Origin of the sequence: Dissulfurirhabdus thermomarina (assembly GCF_012979235.1) — a bacterium.
Lineage (GTDB): Bacteria > Desulfobacterota > Dissulfuribacteria > Dissulfuribacterales > Dissulfurirhabdaceae > Dissulfurirhabdus > Dissulfurirhabdus thermomarina.
Genome location: NZ_JAATWC010000004.1, coordinates 106,473 through 120,003, shown reverse-complemented (window position 1 = coordinate 120,003; position 13,531 = coordinate 106,473). Strand labels below are relative to the sequence as shown.

The 13,531-nt window shown below is 71.7% G+C and carries 16 protein-coding genes; 11 read left to right on the top strand and 5 right to left on the bottom strand.

Annotation, left to right across the window (positions count from 1 at the left end; genetic code table 11):
• Positions 1-31 precede the first annotated feature (31 nt).
• Both sppA and HCU62_RS06445 read left to right on the top strand, forming a co-directional pair.
• On the top strand, positions 32-979 hold the full coding sequence (sppA, locus tag HCU62_RS06450) for a signal peptide peptidase SppA (protein ID WP_163299248.1): 948 nt from the start codon (positions 32-34) through the stop codon (positions 977-979).
• A 13-nt stretch (positions 980-992) separates the two neighbouring features.
• Positions 993-1,274, top strand: coding sequence for an HU family DNA-binding protein (locus HCU62_RS06445; RefSeq protein WP_163299247.1), 282 nt, complete (start codon positions 993-995; stop codon positions 1,272-1,274).
• 2 nt (positions 1,275-1,276) lie between these two features.
• Here HCU62_RS06445 and HCU62_RS06440 read toward each other — a convergent pair whose 3' ends face one another.
• Positions 1,277-1,897 carry an L-threonylcarbamoyladenylate synthase gene (locus tag HCU62_RS06440; RefSeq protein WP_163299246.1) on the bottom strand — a complete coding sequence of 207 codons (621 nt, stop codon included), beginning with the start codon at positions 1,895-1,897 and terminating at the stop codon, positions 1,277-1,279.
• A gap of 251 nt (positions 1,898-2,148) precedes the next feature.
• Here HCU62_RS06440 and rpsB point away from each other — a divergent pair, with 251 nt between their 5' ends.
• From rpsB to tsaB, 9 genes are all read left to right on the top strand, one after another.
• The gene (rpsB, locus tag HCU62_RS06435) at positions 2,149-2,967 is read left to right on the top strand and encodes a 30S ribosomal protein S2 (protein ID WP_163299245.1); all 819 of its coding nucleotides are present in this window, start codon (positions 2,149-2,151) and stop codon (positions 2,965-2,967) included.
• Between the two features lie 172 nt (positions 2,968-3,139).
• The gene (tsf, locus tag HCU62_RS06430; protein ID WP_163299244.1) at positions 3,140-3,745 is read left to right on the top strand and encodes a translation elongation factor Ts; all 606 of its coding nucleotides are present in this window, start codon (positions 3,140-3,142) and stop codon (positions 3,743-3,745) included.
• Positions 3,742-4,476 carry a UMP kinase gene (pyrH, locus tag HCU62_RS06425; protein WP_163299243.1) on the top strand — a complete coding sequence of 245 codons (735 nt, stop codon included), beginning with the start codon at positions 3,742-3,744 and terminating at the stop codon, positions 4,474-4,476. The genes tsf and pyrH overlap by 4 nt, the downstream gene beginning before the upstream one ends.
• Positions 4,473-5,030 carry a ribosome recycling factor gene (gene frr, locus HCU62_RS06420; protein WP_163299242.1) on the top strand — a complete coding sequence of 186 codons (558 nt, stop codon included), beginning with the start codon at positions 4,473-4,475 and terminating at the stop codon, positions 5,028-5,030. Before pyrH ends, frr begins: the two co-directional genes overlap by 4 nt.
• Entirely contained in the window at positions 5,024-5,812 is a 789-nt protein-coding gene (gene uppS / locus HCU62_RS06415; RefSeq protein ID WP_309474828.1) for an undecaprenyl pyrophosphate synthase, read from the top strand. Before frr ends, uppS begins: the two co-directional genes overlap by 7 nt.
• Positions 5,791-6,621 carry a phosphatidate cytidylyltransferase gene (locus HCU62_RS06410; protein WP_163299241.1) on the top strand — a complete coding sequence of 277 codons (831 nt, stop codon included), beginning with the start codon at positions 5,791-5,793 and terminating at the stop codon, positions 6,619-6,621. The genes uppS and HCU62_RS06410 overlap by 22 nt, the downstream gene beginning before the upstream one ends.
• 20 nt (positions 6,622-6,641) lie before the next feature.
• Complete coding sequence (locus HCU62_RS06405; protein ID WP_163299240.1) at positions 6,642-7,808, top strand: 1-deoxy-D-xylulose-5-phosphate reductoisomerase; 1,167 nt, start codon at positions 6,642-6,644, stop codon at positions 7,806-7,808.
• Between the two features lie 61 nt (positions 7,809-7,869).
• Positions 7,870-8,955: an RIP metalloprotease RseP gene (gene rseP / locus HCU62_RS06400; protein WP_163298921.1), complete on the top strand. Its 1,086-nt coding sequence runs from the start codon at positions 7,870-7,872 to the stop codon at positions 8,953-8,955.
• Between the two features lie 11 nt (positions 8,956-8,966).
• Positions 8,967-9,665, top strand: a complete 699-nt coding sequence (gene tsaB, locus HCU62_RS06395; protein WP_163298920.1) for a tRNA (adenosine(37)-N6)-threonylcarbamoyltransferase complex dimerization subunit type 1 TsaB — start codon at positions 8,967-8,969, stop codon at positions 9,663-9,665.
• Positions 9,666-9,682: 17 nt separating this feature from the next.
• Here the strand turns inward: tsaB and lpxB are convergent, their stop codons facing one another.
• The 4 genes from lpxB to lpxA are packed head-to-tail and all read right to left on the bottom strand — an operon-like array spanning position 9,683 to position 13,530.
• The gene (gene lpxB / locus HCU62_RS06390) at positions 9,683-10,864 is read right to left on the bottom strand and encodes a lipid-A-disaccharide synthase (RefSeq protein WP_163298919.1); all 1,182 of its coding nucleotides are present in this window, start codon (positions 10,862-10,864) and stop codon (positions 9,683-9,685) included.
• A gap of 20 nt (positions 10,865-10,884) precedes the next feature.
• Complete coding sequence (locus HCU62_RS06385) at positions 10,885-11,862, bottom strand: Gfo/Idh/MocA family protein (protein ID WP_309474813.1); 978 nt, start codon at positions 11,860-11,862, stop codon at positions 10,885-10,887.
• A complete protein-coding gene (locus tag HCU62_RS06380) occupies positions 11,862-12,740 on the bottom strand; it encodes an LpxI family protein (RefSeq protein WP_163298917.1) in 879 nt (292 codons plus the stop codon). The genes HCU62_RS06385 and HCU62_RS06380 overlap by 1 nt, the downstream gene beginning before the upstream one ends.
• Positions 12,721-13,530: an acyl-ACP--UDP-N-acetylglucosamine O-acyltransferase gene (lpxA, locus tag HCU62_RS06375; RefSeq protein ID WP_163298916.1), complete on the bottom strand. Its 810-nt coding sequence runs from the start codon at positions 13,528-13,530 to the stop codon at positions 12,721-12,723. The genes HCU62_RS06380 and lpxA overlap by 20 nt, the downstream gene beginning before the upstream one ends.
• Between the last annotated feature and the right edge of the window lies 1 nt (position 13,531).

Below are 13,531 nucleotides of genomic sequence, written 5' to 3'. Positions count from 1 at the left end.
TGTCCGCAGCCGGTAACCTGGGAGCACCACCGTGAACAACGACCCGAACGGAGAACTCCGGCGTTCCGCCTGGAACCCGGTGCTCGTGGTCCTGGCCACGGTGGGGGGGCTCTCCCTCCTGGCGTTGGCGGGCCTCTTCTTCCTCCTCTACTCGGTTCTCCACCAGGCCTCGGAGTCCCGCACCGTCTTGCCCGGAACCGGCGACAAGGTGGGGGTCGTCCCCGTCACCGGGGTGATCGACGATCCCGCCCCCACCCTCAAGGCCCTGCGGGAGTTCCGGCTCGACGCCTCCATCAAGGCCGTGGTGGTCCGGATCGACAGCCCCGGCGGGGCGGTGGGGGCCTCCCAGGAGATCTACGAGGAGATCCGCCGTCTCGATGCCGTCAAACCCGTGGTGGCCTCCATGGGTTCCGTGGCCGCCTCCGGGGGCTACTACGCCGCCCTCGGGGCGCGCAAGATCATCGCCAACCCCGGCACCGTGACCGGCAGCATCGGGGTCATCCTCAAGATCCCCAACCTCGGCCGGCTCCTCCAGAAACTGGGCATCAGGACCACCGTGGTGAAGAGCGGCAAGCTCAAGGACCTCGGCTCGGTGACCCGGGATCTCACCCCCGCGGAACGGCGGGTGCTCCAGGGGGTCATGTCGGACATCCACCGGCAGTTCATCGAGGCGGTGGCGAGGAGCCGGGGGCTCGAGGTGACCGCCGTGGAGCCCTTGGCCGACGGGCGGATCCTCTCCGGCCGCCAGGCCCGGGATGCCGGCCTCCTGGACGAGCTGGGCAACTTCTCCCTCGCGGTGCAGCGGGCGGCGGAACTGGCGCGCATCGAGGGGGAGCCCACCCTGGTCTATCCTCGCAAGGATCGAATGACGCTGCTCCGGGAGCTCCTCGAGGAGGAGGGGGCCGAGGGCCTCGCCCGGCTGGCCGGCCGGCTGGCCGATTCGCTCCGGCCCCGGCTGACCCTGGAACCCGCCCATTGAGCACGGTACCGGCATGCTGAAGGGTGACCTCGTGGCCGCGCTGCATGCGGCCTTCCCGGAACACCTCAAGAAGGATATCGAGGCGGTGGTGGACGTCGTCTTCGAGACCATGGCGGAGGCCCTCAAGGCGGGCCGCCGCATCGAGATCCGGGGCCTGGGCTCCTTTTGCCTCCATCCCCAGAAGGGCCGCACCTTCGTCAATCCCAAGACCGGGCGCCGCACGGAGTGCCCGCCCGGCTACCGCATCGTCTTCAAGCCCGGCAAGGAACTCCGGAACAACGGCCGGCCCGGCTGATCTCAGGCGCCGGCGGCCTCGAAGAGGGAGACGTCGCCCTTGCCGGCCCGGAGGACCTCCGGCTCGTCACCGATGAGGGAGACCACGCTGGAGGGTTCCGGCAGGATCAGCCCGCTGTCCACCACGATGTCCACGTTTTTGCCGTAGGCCTCGGCGGCCTCCCGGGGGTCTTCGAAGATGGGCGAGCCGGCCAGGGTGGCGGAGGTGCTGATCAGGGGGCGGCCGAGAGCGGCGGCGATGGCTTGGCAGATGGGGTGGTCGGGGACCCGGATCCCCACGGTGCGGCGCTTGGTGAGCATCATCTTCGGCACTTGCCGGGAGCCTTCCAGGACGAAGGTGTAGGGCCCGGGGAGCATGCGCCGCAGGATCCGGTAGGCGAGGTCGGTGACCCGGGCGTAGCGGCTGATCTCCCGGAGGTCGGCGCAGACGAAGCTGAAGGGCTCGGTCTTGGGGACCCCCTTGAGCCGGTAGATGCGCTCGATGGCCTTCTTGTTGAAGATGTCGGCCCCGAGCCCGTAGCAGGTGTCGGTGGGGTAGACGACGACGCCCCCGGCCTCGAGGGCCCGGACCACCTGTTGGACGGCCCGCGGGCGTGGGCGTTCTGGGTCGATCTCGATCCGCATGCGGTTCCCCGGCACCCGTGCGGGCACCGCCCGTTACGATAGTGCCGGCGCGGGCCCCCGTAAAGGGGGGGGCTCCGGGGCACCGCTTGCCAAAACACGCCGCAGGTGTTAAGAGAATCGGGTTTTCACCGGTGCTCCGGCACCCATCACGCACGCCCGGGCGGCCCCCGGTGGTGCCGGCCGCGATTGGCCGGCCTGGGAGCGGCTGCCACGCCCGGGCGGAGGACCAACCACACAGGAGGTATCGTTCCATGGCACTCGTCACGATGAAGCAGCTCCTCGAGGCCGGGGTCCACTTCGGTCACCAGACCCGGAGGTGGAACCCCAAGATGAAGCCCTACATCTTCGGGGCCCGAAACGGCATCTACATCATCGATCTCCAGAAGACGGTCAAGCTCTTCAAGGTCGCCTACAACTTCGTCGTCGAGACCACCGCCGCCGGCGGGCAGGTCCTCTTCGTCGGTACCAAGCGGCAGGCCCAGGACGCCATCGTGGAGGAGGCCACCCGCTGCGGCATGCCCTACGTCCAGCACCGGTGGCTGGGCGGCATGCTCACCAACTTCGCCACCATCCAGAAGGGCATCCAGCGCTTGAAGCGCATCGAGGCCATGTTCGAGGACGGCTCCATCGAGCGCTTTCCGAAGAAGGAGGTCCTCCAGCTGGACCGGCTCCGCCAGAAGCTCCACCGGAACCTCGGCGGCATCAAGGATATGCCCGGTCTGCCGGCCGCGGTCTTCGTGGTGGATTCCAAGCAGGAGGCCATCGCGGTGAGCGAGGCGAACAAGCTGGGGATCCCGGTGGTGGCCATCGCCGACACCAACTGCGACCCCGACGGGATCGATTACGTCATCCCCGGCAACGACGACGCCATCCGGGCCATCCGGCTCATCACCTCCAAGGTCGCCGACGCTTGCGTCGAGGGGCGGCAGCGGTACCTCGAGGCCCAGCAGGCCGCCGCCGACAAGGCCGAGGAAGAGGCCGCGGCCGCCGCCGAGGCCCCGGAAGCCGCCGCGGCCGTGGCGGGCGAGGTCGCCCCCGAGGCCGAGGCCGCGGACACCGCCTCCGCCTGAACCTTCCGCCGGGGGCAGGGCGGCCGCGCCGCCGCGGCGGGAAAAGGGCCCGCCCGGTGCCCCGGCGAATTCCGACATCCGACACCGGGGTGACGCCGGCCCGCTCCGGCGCCACCCGTGGACGAACGGGCGGCCGGCTCCCGGCCGCCGACCCGCGAAGGAGACGACAGACATGGCACAGATCACCGCCGCAATGGTCAAGGAACTCCGCGAGCGGACCAATGCCGGCATGATGGACTGCAAGAAGGCCCTCCAGGAGTGCGGGGGCGACATGGAGAAGGCCGTCCAGTGGCTCCGGCAGAAGGGGCTCGCCGTGGCCGCCAAACGCGCCGGGCGCTCGACCTCCGAGGGGGTCATCCAGTGCTACGTCCATGCCGGCAACAAGATGGCCGCCATGGTCGAGGTGAACTGCGAGACCGACTTCGTGGCCAAGACGGACCAGTTCGTGGAATTCGCCCGCGAGCTGGCCATGCACGTGGCCGCCACCAACCCGGTCTGCATCCGCCGCGAGGATATGCCCCCGGAGGTCCTGGAGCGGGAGCGGGAGATCTTCCGCAACCAGGCCCTGGAATCCGGAAAGCCCGAGCACATCGTGGACAAGATCGTCGAGGGCCGGGTGGAGAAGTTCTACCGAGAGGTCTGCCTCCTCGAGCAGCCCTTCGTCAAGGACCCGGACGTGACCATCCAGGACCTCCTGAACGAGCTGGTGGCCAAGATGGGCGAGAACATCTCCGTCCGCCGCTTCGTCCGGTACCAGGTGGGGGCCGAGGAGCAGTGACCGAGCCCTCCGCCGCCTACCGGCGCATCCTCCTGAAGCTGAGCGGGGAGGCGCTGCTCGGCGGGGCGTCCTACGGGATCTCCCCGGAGGTCCTCGACGTCCTGGCCGCTGAGCTCCGGGAGGCCCACGGCCTCGGGGTGGAGATGGGGCTCGTCATCGGCGGCGGCAACATCTTCCGGGGTGTCTCCGGCGCGGCCCGGGGCATGGACCGCGCCGCGGCGGACCAGATGGGCATGCTGGCCACGGTGATGAACGCCCTGGCCCTCCAGGACGCCCTGCGCCGCCACGGCGTCCCCTGCCGGGTCCTCTCCGCCGTCCAGGTGACAGGGGTCGTGGAACCCTTCGTGCGGGCCCGGGCCTTGCGTCACCTCGAGAAGGGGCGGGTGGTGCTCTTCGCCGGGGGGACGGGGAATCCCTTCTTCACCACCGACACGGCGGCGGCGCTCCGGGCCCTGGAGATCGGGGCGGACGTGCTCTTCAAGGCGACCCGGGTGGACGGGATCTACGACCGGGACCCGGAGCGGGATCCCTCGGCCCGCCGTTTCGACCGTTTGAGCTACGACGAGGTCCTGGACCGGGGGCTCCGGGTCATGGACGCGGCGGCGGTGGCCCTGGCCCGGGAGGCCGCCCTGCCCGTGGTGGTCTTCAACATGCTCCAGCCCGGCAACATCCGCCGGGCCGTGCAGGGAGAGGTGATCGGAACCCTCGTGGAAGGAGGAACCAGGTCATGAAGGACGAGGTACTCTCGGACTCCGAAAGACGCATGGAGAAGGCGACGTCCGCCTTCGAGAAGGACCTTGCCAAGGTCCGCACCGGCCGGGCCACGCCGGCCCTCCTCGAGGGCATCGCGGTGGACTACTACGGTTCGTCCATGCCCATCAACCAGGTGGCCTCGGTGTCGGTCCCCGAGAGCCGGCTCCTCGTCGTCCAGCCCTGGGACGTGAACGTCCTCGGCGAGATCGAAAAGGCCATCCTCCGCTCGGAGCTGGGGCTCACCCCCAACAACGACGGCAAGGTCATCCGGGTGAGCGTGCCGCCCCTGACCGAGGAGCGGCGCAAGGATCTCGTCAAGCTCGTCCGGAAGATGGCGGAGGAGGCCCGGGTGGCCGTCCGGAACATCCGCCGGGACGCCATCGAGCGGCTCAAGCGCCGCAAGAAGGAGAAAGAGATCTCCGAGGACGACATGTTCCGGCTCCAGGACGAGATTCAGAAGCTCACCGACGCCTTCGTGAAGCGGGTGGACGAGATCCTGGCCGCGAAGGAAAAGGAGATCCTGGAATTCTGAACCGGGCGCCAGAAAGGGACGCGGGCGGGGCGCCGCCCGCCGCCGCCTCGGCCATCCGGCACCTCGCCGTCATCATGGACGGAAACGGCCGGTGGGCCCGGCGCCGGGGGCTTCCCCGCTTCATGGGACACCGGCAGGGAGTCCAGGCGGTCCGGACCGTGGTACGTGCCTGCCGCCGCCTGGAGATCCCCGTCCTCACCCTCTATTCCTTCTCCACCGAGAACTGGCGGCGGCCCCCGGAAGAGGTCCGGGCCCTCATGGACCTCCTCCACGACTACCTCCAGCGGGAGCTGGACGAGATGCTCTCCACCGGCATCCGGCTCCGGACCATCGGGGAGATCGACCGGCTGCCGGAGCGTGTCCGCGGGGCCCTGGAGGACGCCATGGCCCGGACCCGGGACAACCACGGCCTCGTCCTCAACCTCGCCCTGAGCTACGGCGGGCGGGACGAGATCGTCCGGGCCGCCCGGCGGCTGGCCGAGGCCTGCCGGGACGGCCGGCTCGACCCGGCGGCCATCGACGAGGACCGTTTCGCCGCGGAGCTCTACACGGCGGACCTCCCCGACCCCGACCTCCTGATCCGCACCGGTGGGGAGATGCGCCTGAGCAACTTCCTCCTCTACCAGGCCGCCTACACGGAGCTCTACGTGACGCCGGTCCTGTGGCCGGACTTCGGCGAGGCGGAACTCCTCGCCGCCATCGATGACTTCGGCCGGCGCCAGCGGCGCTTCGGCCGCACCGACGAGCAGGTCCAAGACCCATGCACCGCCAGCGGCTCCTGACGGCCTTCGTGGCCTCCCCGGTCCTCTTCGCCGTGATCTGGTGGGGCGGCCCGCCGGTCTTCTGGCCGGTGGTGGTCCTCTCCACGGGGATCGCCTGCCTGGAGTTCGGGCGGCTGGCCTTCCCGGATGCCCCCGCCGCCCGGTGGGCCGGGGTCGCCGCGGGGCTGGCCCCCTTGACGGCCGCGGTGGTGCGGCCGGACCCGGCGGTGCTCGCGCCCGCCCTGGCCGCAGTCCTGGTGCTCTCGGCCCTGGGCTTCGTGGCCACCTACGCCCGCTGGCAGGGGCGCGCCTTCCATGCCTGGGCCGTCTTCACGCTCCTTGCCACCTACCTCGGCTTCTGCGCCGCCCACACCTGCTTCCTCTGGGAATTGCCCGGGGGCAAGCGGTGGATCGTGCTCCTGCTCGTGGGTGTCTTCGCCGGGGACGCCGGGGCCTACTACGTGGGCCGCTCCCTGGGCCGCCACAAGCTCGCCCCCGCGCTCAGCAAGGGGAAGACCGTGGAGGGGGCCTTCGGGGGGCTTTCGGCCAATGCGGCGGCGGCCTTCCTCCTCTGGTACCTCCTCTTCCCCGGCGAAGACCCCTGGATGATCATCCTCACCATGGTGGCGGCCGGAGCGGCCGGGCAGGTGGGCGACCTCGTGGCCTCCATGGCCAAGCGGGCGGCGGGGGCCAAGGACTCCGGGAAACTGCTTCCCGGCCACGGCGGCATGCTCGACCGGATCGACGCGGTGCTCTTCGCCCTGCCGGCCTTCTACTGGCTTTTGGCCTGGATGCAGGCCGCCGGGGCCTTCCGGTTCGCGCCCGGCTGAGGCCGGGCCGCGGGGGCGTCATGAAGCGGCTTTCCATCCTGGGATCCACCGGTTCCATCGGGCGGAGCGTCCTGGACGTGGTCCGGCGCTTCCCCGGCCGGTTCCAGGTCGCGGCCCTGGCCGCGGGGCGGAACGTGGCCCTCGCGGCGGAACAGGTCCGGGAATTCCGGCCGGGCCTGGTGGCCGTGCTGACCCGGGGGCTCGCCGACGAGCTGGCCGGGCGCCTCGGGGACGCGGCGGTGGAGATCCGCCACGGGAAAGAGGGCTACAAGGCCGTGGCGGAAGCCGACGGCGTGGACCTCGTGGTCTCGGCCATGGTGGGGGCGGCCGGGCTCGAACCCACCCTGGCCGCCCTCGAGGCCGGGCGGGACGTGGCCCTCGCCAACAAGGAGACCCTCGTCACCGCCGGGCCCCTGGTGACCCGGATCGCGGCCGAGCGGGGGCGCCGGATCCTTCCTGTGGACAGCGAGCACTCCGCCCTCTTCCAGTCCATGGAGGGCCACCGGCGGTGCGACGTCCGCCGCCTGGTGCTCACGGCCTCGGGCGGGCCCTTCCGCGGGCGGCCCCGCTCGGAGCTCGCCGGGGTCACCCCGGAGGAGGCCGTCGCCCACCCCAACTGGTCCATGGGAGCCAAGATCTCCGTGGATTCCGCCACCCTCATGAACAAGGGGCTCGAGGTGATCGAGGCCCGGTGGCTCTTCGATGTGCCGGTGGACCGCATCGACGTCCTGGTCCATCCCCAGAGCATCGTCCACTCCATGGTGGAGTACGTGGACGGGTCGGTGGTGGCCCAGATGGGGATCCCGGACATGCGGATCCCCATCGCCTACGCCCTGGCCTGGCCGGAACGGCTGCCCCTGGACCTTCCCCGGCTGGATCTCGCCCGGGCCGAGCCCCTCACCTTCGAACCGCCGGACCTCGAACGATTTCCGTGCCTCGCCCTGGCCTACGAGGCGGCCCGGGCGGGCGGCACCGCGCCCACGGCCCTGAACGCCGCCAACGAGGTGGCCGTGGAGGCCTTCCTCGGGGGACGGCTCCCCTTCCTCGCCATCCCCCGGGTGGTGAGGGCGGTCCTGGAAGACTTCCCGGCGGGCCGAATCGAGCGGCTCGAGGACGTCCTCTCCGCCGACGCCCTGGCCCGGGTCCGGGCCGAGGCGGCGGTGGAGCGGCTCGGGGCGGCCGGATGAACCCGGGCGGCCCGAGGCCCGTGTTCGGGTGCGGCGCCATCATTCCCTAGGAGTTGACGACATGACCACCTTCTGGTCCTTCCTGCTGGTCCTGAGCGGCCTCATCTTCGTCCACGAGTTCGGCCACTTCCTGGTGGCCCGGGCCTTCGGGATCCGCGTCCTCAAGTTCTCCCTCGGCTTCGGCCCCCGGCTCTGGGGCGTGGTCCGGGGCGGGACGGACTACTGCATCTCCGCCGTGCCCCTCGGCGGCTTCGTCAAGATGCTCGGCGAGGTGGCCGGGGAGCCCGTCCCGGAGGCCGACCGCCCCCGGTCCTTCTCCCACCAGCCCGTGTGGAAGCGGGCCCTGGTGGTGGCCGCCGGCCCGGTTTCCAACCTCCTCTTCGCCTGCCTTGTCTACCTCGGGGTCTTCCTCTCCGTGGGCCAGCCCCTGGTGCTCCCCCACGTGGGGGACGTCCAGAAGGATTCCCCCGCCGAGGCCGCCGGCATCCGCCCGGGGGACACCATCGTCGCCGTGGACGGGCACCCCGTGGCCACCTGGTCCGAGGTGGTGGAGCGGATCCGATCCGGCAACGGGGCGCCGGTCCGAGTCCGACTGCACCGGGAGGATGGCACGGAATTCACCGCCCGGGTCACCCCCCGGCTCCACGAGGGGCGCAACATCTTCGGCGAGCGGATCACCTACCCGGTGATCGGGGTGGTGGCCTCGGGCAAGCTCCGCATCCGGCGCCTCTCCCCCGCCCGGGCCGCGGGCGCGGCCCTCGCCAAGACCTGGGAGGGGATCGTCCTGGTGGGGAAGGGGTTCTGGAAGATCGTCCAGCGGGTGGTGCCGCTCTCGTCCCTGGGGGGGCCCATCCTGATCGCCCAGCTCTCCGGGCAGGTGGCGGAGCAAGGCCTTTTGAGCCTCCTCTACTTCATGGCCTTTCTCAGCATCAACCTCGGGCTCCTGAACCTGCTTCCCATCCCGCTCCTCGACGGCGGGCACCTCCTCTTCCACCTCGTGGAGGCGCTCCGGGGCCGGCCCCTCAGCGAGCGGCAGGTGGCGGTGGCCCAGCAGGTGGGCCTCGTCCTCCTGGGCGCCCTCGTCCTGCTCGTCACCTACAACGACATCCTCCGGCTCCTGGGCCTCTCCCCCGGCCTGCCGCGGTGAGAGAGGGCGCGATGCGCGTCCTGGCCATCGAGACCTCCGGCCGGCTGGGCGGGGCGGCGCTGCTGGAAGGGGACCGCCTCCTCGGCGAGGTGGTCATCGAACCCCGCGAGACCTTCTCCCGGGGGCTGGCGGCCCTGGTGGCATGGCTGCTCGAGCGGACGGGCACGGCGTGGGAGGCGGTGGACCTCGTGGCCGTGGGGCTCGGACCGGGGCGGTTCACCGGGCTCCGGGTGGGCGTGGCCACGGCCCAGGGCCTCGCCTTCGCCCTGGACCGGCCCATCCTCGGCGTGCCGACCTTGGACGCGCTGGCCCGGCTGGTGACCCCGGCGCCCGGTGACCTCGTCTGCCCGCTGGTGGACGCCCGGCGTCGCGAGGTCTACGCCGCGGTCTACCGGGCCGGCGGGACGGGGGAACTCGACCGGGTCGCCGGCCCCGAGGCCCTCCGCCCGGAGGACCTGGCGCGTCTTCTCCCGGCCGGGGCGGGGCGGGCCTGGCTCCTGGGCGACGGCCTGGACCTCTACCGGGACCGGCTCCTTGAGGCGGCGGGGCCGGGGGCCCGGCCGTGCCCGGGAGGGCTCTTTCATTTCCGGGCGGCGGCGGTGGGGGCCGCGGCCCTGGAACGCTGGCGCGCGACAGGGAAGGGGGACGACCCGGCGGCCCTCTCCCCCGTCTACGTCCGGCCCTCCGACGCACGGCTTCCCGGGGCGTAGGCCTCCCCCGGGGCGGCTCAGCCGGCGGGAGTCTCCTCCGCCGCCTCCCGCGGGAGGAGGTCGAGGAGCATGGCGGCGGCACGGTCCGAGGCCCCGGGGTTTCCCAGGGCGGCCCGGACTTCCTTGAGCCCCCAGGTCACCTGCCGCCGACGTTCCTCGTTCTCCAGCAAATCCAGGACCTCGGCGGTGAGACGGTCGGGGTTGACGTCCTCCTGGAAGATCTCCGGGACCACCTGGCGCTTGGCGATGAGGTTCACCAGGGAGGCGAAGGGGATCTTCACCACCCGCCGGGCCAGCCAGTAGGAGGTGGGGGCCATCCGGTACACCACCACCATGGGGACCCCGAGGATGGCGGCCTCGAGGGTCACCGTTCCCGAGGCGGCCACCAGGGCGTCGCAGGCGGCCATGGCCTCGTAGGTGCGCCGGTGGACCAGGGTGAGGGGGATCTCCCGCGCCCCCTCCCGCTGGAAGGCGGGGAGGGCGCGGATGGCCTCCGGGCGGAAGGCCGGGGCCAGCGGCAGCAGGAATCGAAGATCCGGCCGCCGCCGGTGGAGTTCCACCGCCGTGTCCACGAGGACGGGGAGGAGGCGGCGGAGCTCGCCGTAGCGGCTCCCCGGAAGCAGCCCCACCACCCGGGCCTCCGGGGGCAGGTTGAAGCGGCGGCGGAGCTCTTCCCGCGGGGCCTGGACCCGGAGGTGATCCAGGAGGGGGTGTCCCACGAAGCGCGCTTCCACCCCGTGGGCGCGGAAGAAGTCCTCCTCGAAGGGGAGGATCACCGCGGCCCGGCTGACGCGGCGGCGGATCTTGCGGACCCGGCTCCGGCGCCAGGCCCAGACCTGGGGCAGGATGTAGTAGAAGACCGGGATGCCCAGGGCCCGGGCCCGGCGGGCGAGGAGCAGGTTGAAGCCCGGGTAGTCCACCAGCACGAGGACGTCGGGCCTCCGGGTCTCGAGGTGGCGGGTCGCCGTGCGCCAGGCCCGCCAGATGGGTCCCGCGTGCGCCAGGATCTCCACGAGCCCCACCACGGCCAATTCCCCCGCGTCCACCAGGATCTCCACCCCGGCTTCCCGCATGCGCCCGCCGCCGATGCCGGTGAACCGGATGCCCGGGCGGAGCCGCCGGGCGGCCTCCACCAGGCCGGCGGCGTGGAGGTCGCCGGAGGCCTCTCCGGCCACGATCATGACGCGGGGTTCGCGCATGGGGTCTCCCGGCCCGGCGATCAGGAGGTGCCGCCCGGCATGTTCACCGGGCTTCCGAAGTCCTTGGCCTTTTTGAGACCCTCGGCGATGAGGGCGTTGATGCGGGTGGCAAGCTCCAGGGCGGCCCTCCCGTCCCGGCCCGAGACCTTCGGGGTTCCGCCGGTCCGGACCGTCTCCACGAAGTGGGCCAGCTCGTCGTAGAGGATGTCGCCGCCCTCGTGGGACGTCAGCCGGGGCTGGATGGAGGGCGTCTCTCCGCCGGTCACCTCGCGGTGCACCACGAGGCTCTTGCGTTCCATGCAGTCCGCCGAGAGGTAGGTGCCGGGTTGGAAGACCCTTATCCGGCGCATGTCCTGGAGGGAGATGCGGCTCGCCGTGAGGTTGGCGGTGCAGCCGGAGGCGAAGACCAGGCGGACGTTGGCGATGTCCACCAGGGGGGTGAGCACCGGGACCCCCACGGCGCGGATCTCCTCGAGGGGGGCCCGGACCAGGGAGAGCACGATGTCGAGGTCGTGGATCATGAGGTCGAGGACCACGTCCACGTCGGTGGAGCGCGCCTTGAACCCGCTCAGGCGGTGGGCCTCGATGAAGAGGGGGTGGGAGACCTGCTCCTCGAGGACCCGGACCGCGGGGTTGAAGCGCTCGAGGTGGCCCACCTGAAGGACCAGGCCCTTGTCGGCGGCGATGCGGATGAGGTCGTCGGCCTCCTCCACGGTGGTGGTCATGGGCTTTTCGAGCAGGCAGTGGATCCCGGCCCCGAGGACCTCGGAGGCCACCGCGTGGTGGTGCACGGTGGGGACCACCACGGAGACGGCGTCGAGCCGGCCCGGGATCTCGCGCCAGTGGGCGTAGGCCGGGCAGCCCACCTCCTCCGCCACGCGGCGGGCCCGCTCCAGGTCGGCGTCCACCACCCCGGCCAGTTCCACTCCTTCCATCCGGGCGTACTTCTGGGCGTGGAACCGCCCGAGGTAGCCCACCCCGATCACCGCGACCCGCATCACGTCCATTCGTCTCCCTTCAGCCCGACGATGACGATGCCCAGCCGGTCGGCCCGTTGCACTACGGCCCGGCGGTCGAAGAAGAGGGCCCTTCCTGCCTCGAGGGCGAGGACCGCGGCCTTGACCTCCGCCATGGTCTCCACGGTGCGAAGGCCCAGGGCCGGGAGATCGAACCGGGTATCCTGGCCGGGCTTCAAGATCTTCACCACCACGGCGCCCCCGTGGGCGAGGCGCCCCCCCCTCCGGATGGTCTCGTCCGTCCCCTCGATGGCCTCCACGGCGAGCACCGCCCGGTCTTTTACCACGAGGCACTGGCCGATGTCCAACCGGCCGATCTCCTTGGCGATGTTCCAGCCGAACCGGATGTCGTCCCACTGCTCCCGGGTGGGCCTGCGCCGGGTGAGCACCCCGGCCGGGGCCAGGAGATCTTCGAGGTAGAGAGTGGAGGGCACCACCTCGATGCCCTCGGCGGCCAGCTCGTCCGCCACGGCCCGGAGGATCCCGTCGTCCAGGCGCCGGTCGATTCGGTTCCAGAGGTTGAGGGCCCGGAGATCCGGCCGCACGTCCCGGAAGATCCGCTTCTTGGTGATGGTGCCGGCGAACTGGACCTCGCGGGCCCCGGCCTCCCTGAGAAACCGGAGGAGGCGCCCGAGCTGGCCGAGGTGCACCCACTCGATGCGGCTCACCTCGTCGGCCAGGGCCGGGTCGGTCTCGCCCCGGTGGGCCACCGCCACCACCTCGCGGCCGCGGGCCCGGGCCGCCCGGGCGCAGAGGAGCGGGAACTGTCCGCCGCCGGCCACCAGGCCCAGGGGGCCGGCCCCGGCGGCCGGCGGTGTCCCGTCGCAGGCGGCGCCGGTCTCAGAACGGTTCTTCTTCATCTCCCGTCTGGGGGATGCCGCGCTGTGACTCGGCGATGAAGTCGAGGAAGCGGCGGATCTCGGGGATCTCGCCGAAGCGGTCCAGGGCCTTCTCGAGGGCGGCGCCGACGGGCTCGCCCGCCTGGAAGAGCATCCGGTAGGCCTCGCGGAGGGAGTCGAGGACCTCCTTGCGGAAGCCGTTTCGCCGGAGCCCCACCAGGTTGAGTCCGTAGATGCGCCCCCGCTGCCCCCAGTACTTCACGTAGGGCGGCACGTCCTTGTTCACGCCCGACATCCCGCCCAGGAAGGCGTAGTCCCCGATGCGGCAGAACTGGTGGACGGCGGAGAGACCCCCGATGACCACGTGGTCGCCCACCTGGACGTGGCCGCCCAGGGTGGCGCCGTTGGCCATGACCACCTGGTCGCCCACCCGGCAATCGTGGGCCACGTGGCAGTAGGCCATGAGGAGGCACCGGTTCCCGATGCGGGTGACCCCGTCCCCGTGGGCGGTTCCGCGGTGCACGGTGACGAACTCGCGGAGGATGGTTCCCTCGCCCACCACGGTCTCGGTGGGCTCGCCCCGGTACTTGAGGTCCTGGGGGGCCGCCCCCACGGAGGCGAACTGGAAGACCTGGACGCCGGCGCCCAGGATGGTGCGGCCCTCCACCACGGCGTGGGGGCCGATGGCGGCGCCGGGGCCCACCCGGACCTCCGGGCCCACCACGGCGAAGGGGCCCACGGTGACGTCCGCCGCGAGCTCGGCCCCGGGGGCCACCACGGCGGTGGGATGGATGCGGGATGCGGCGGGCATG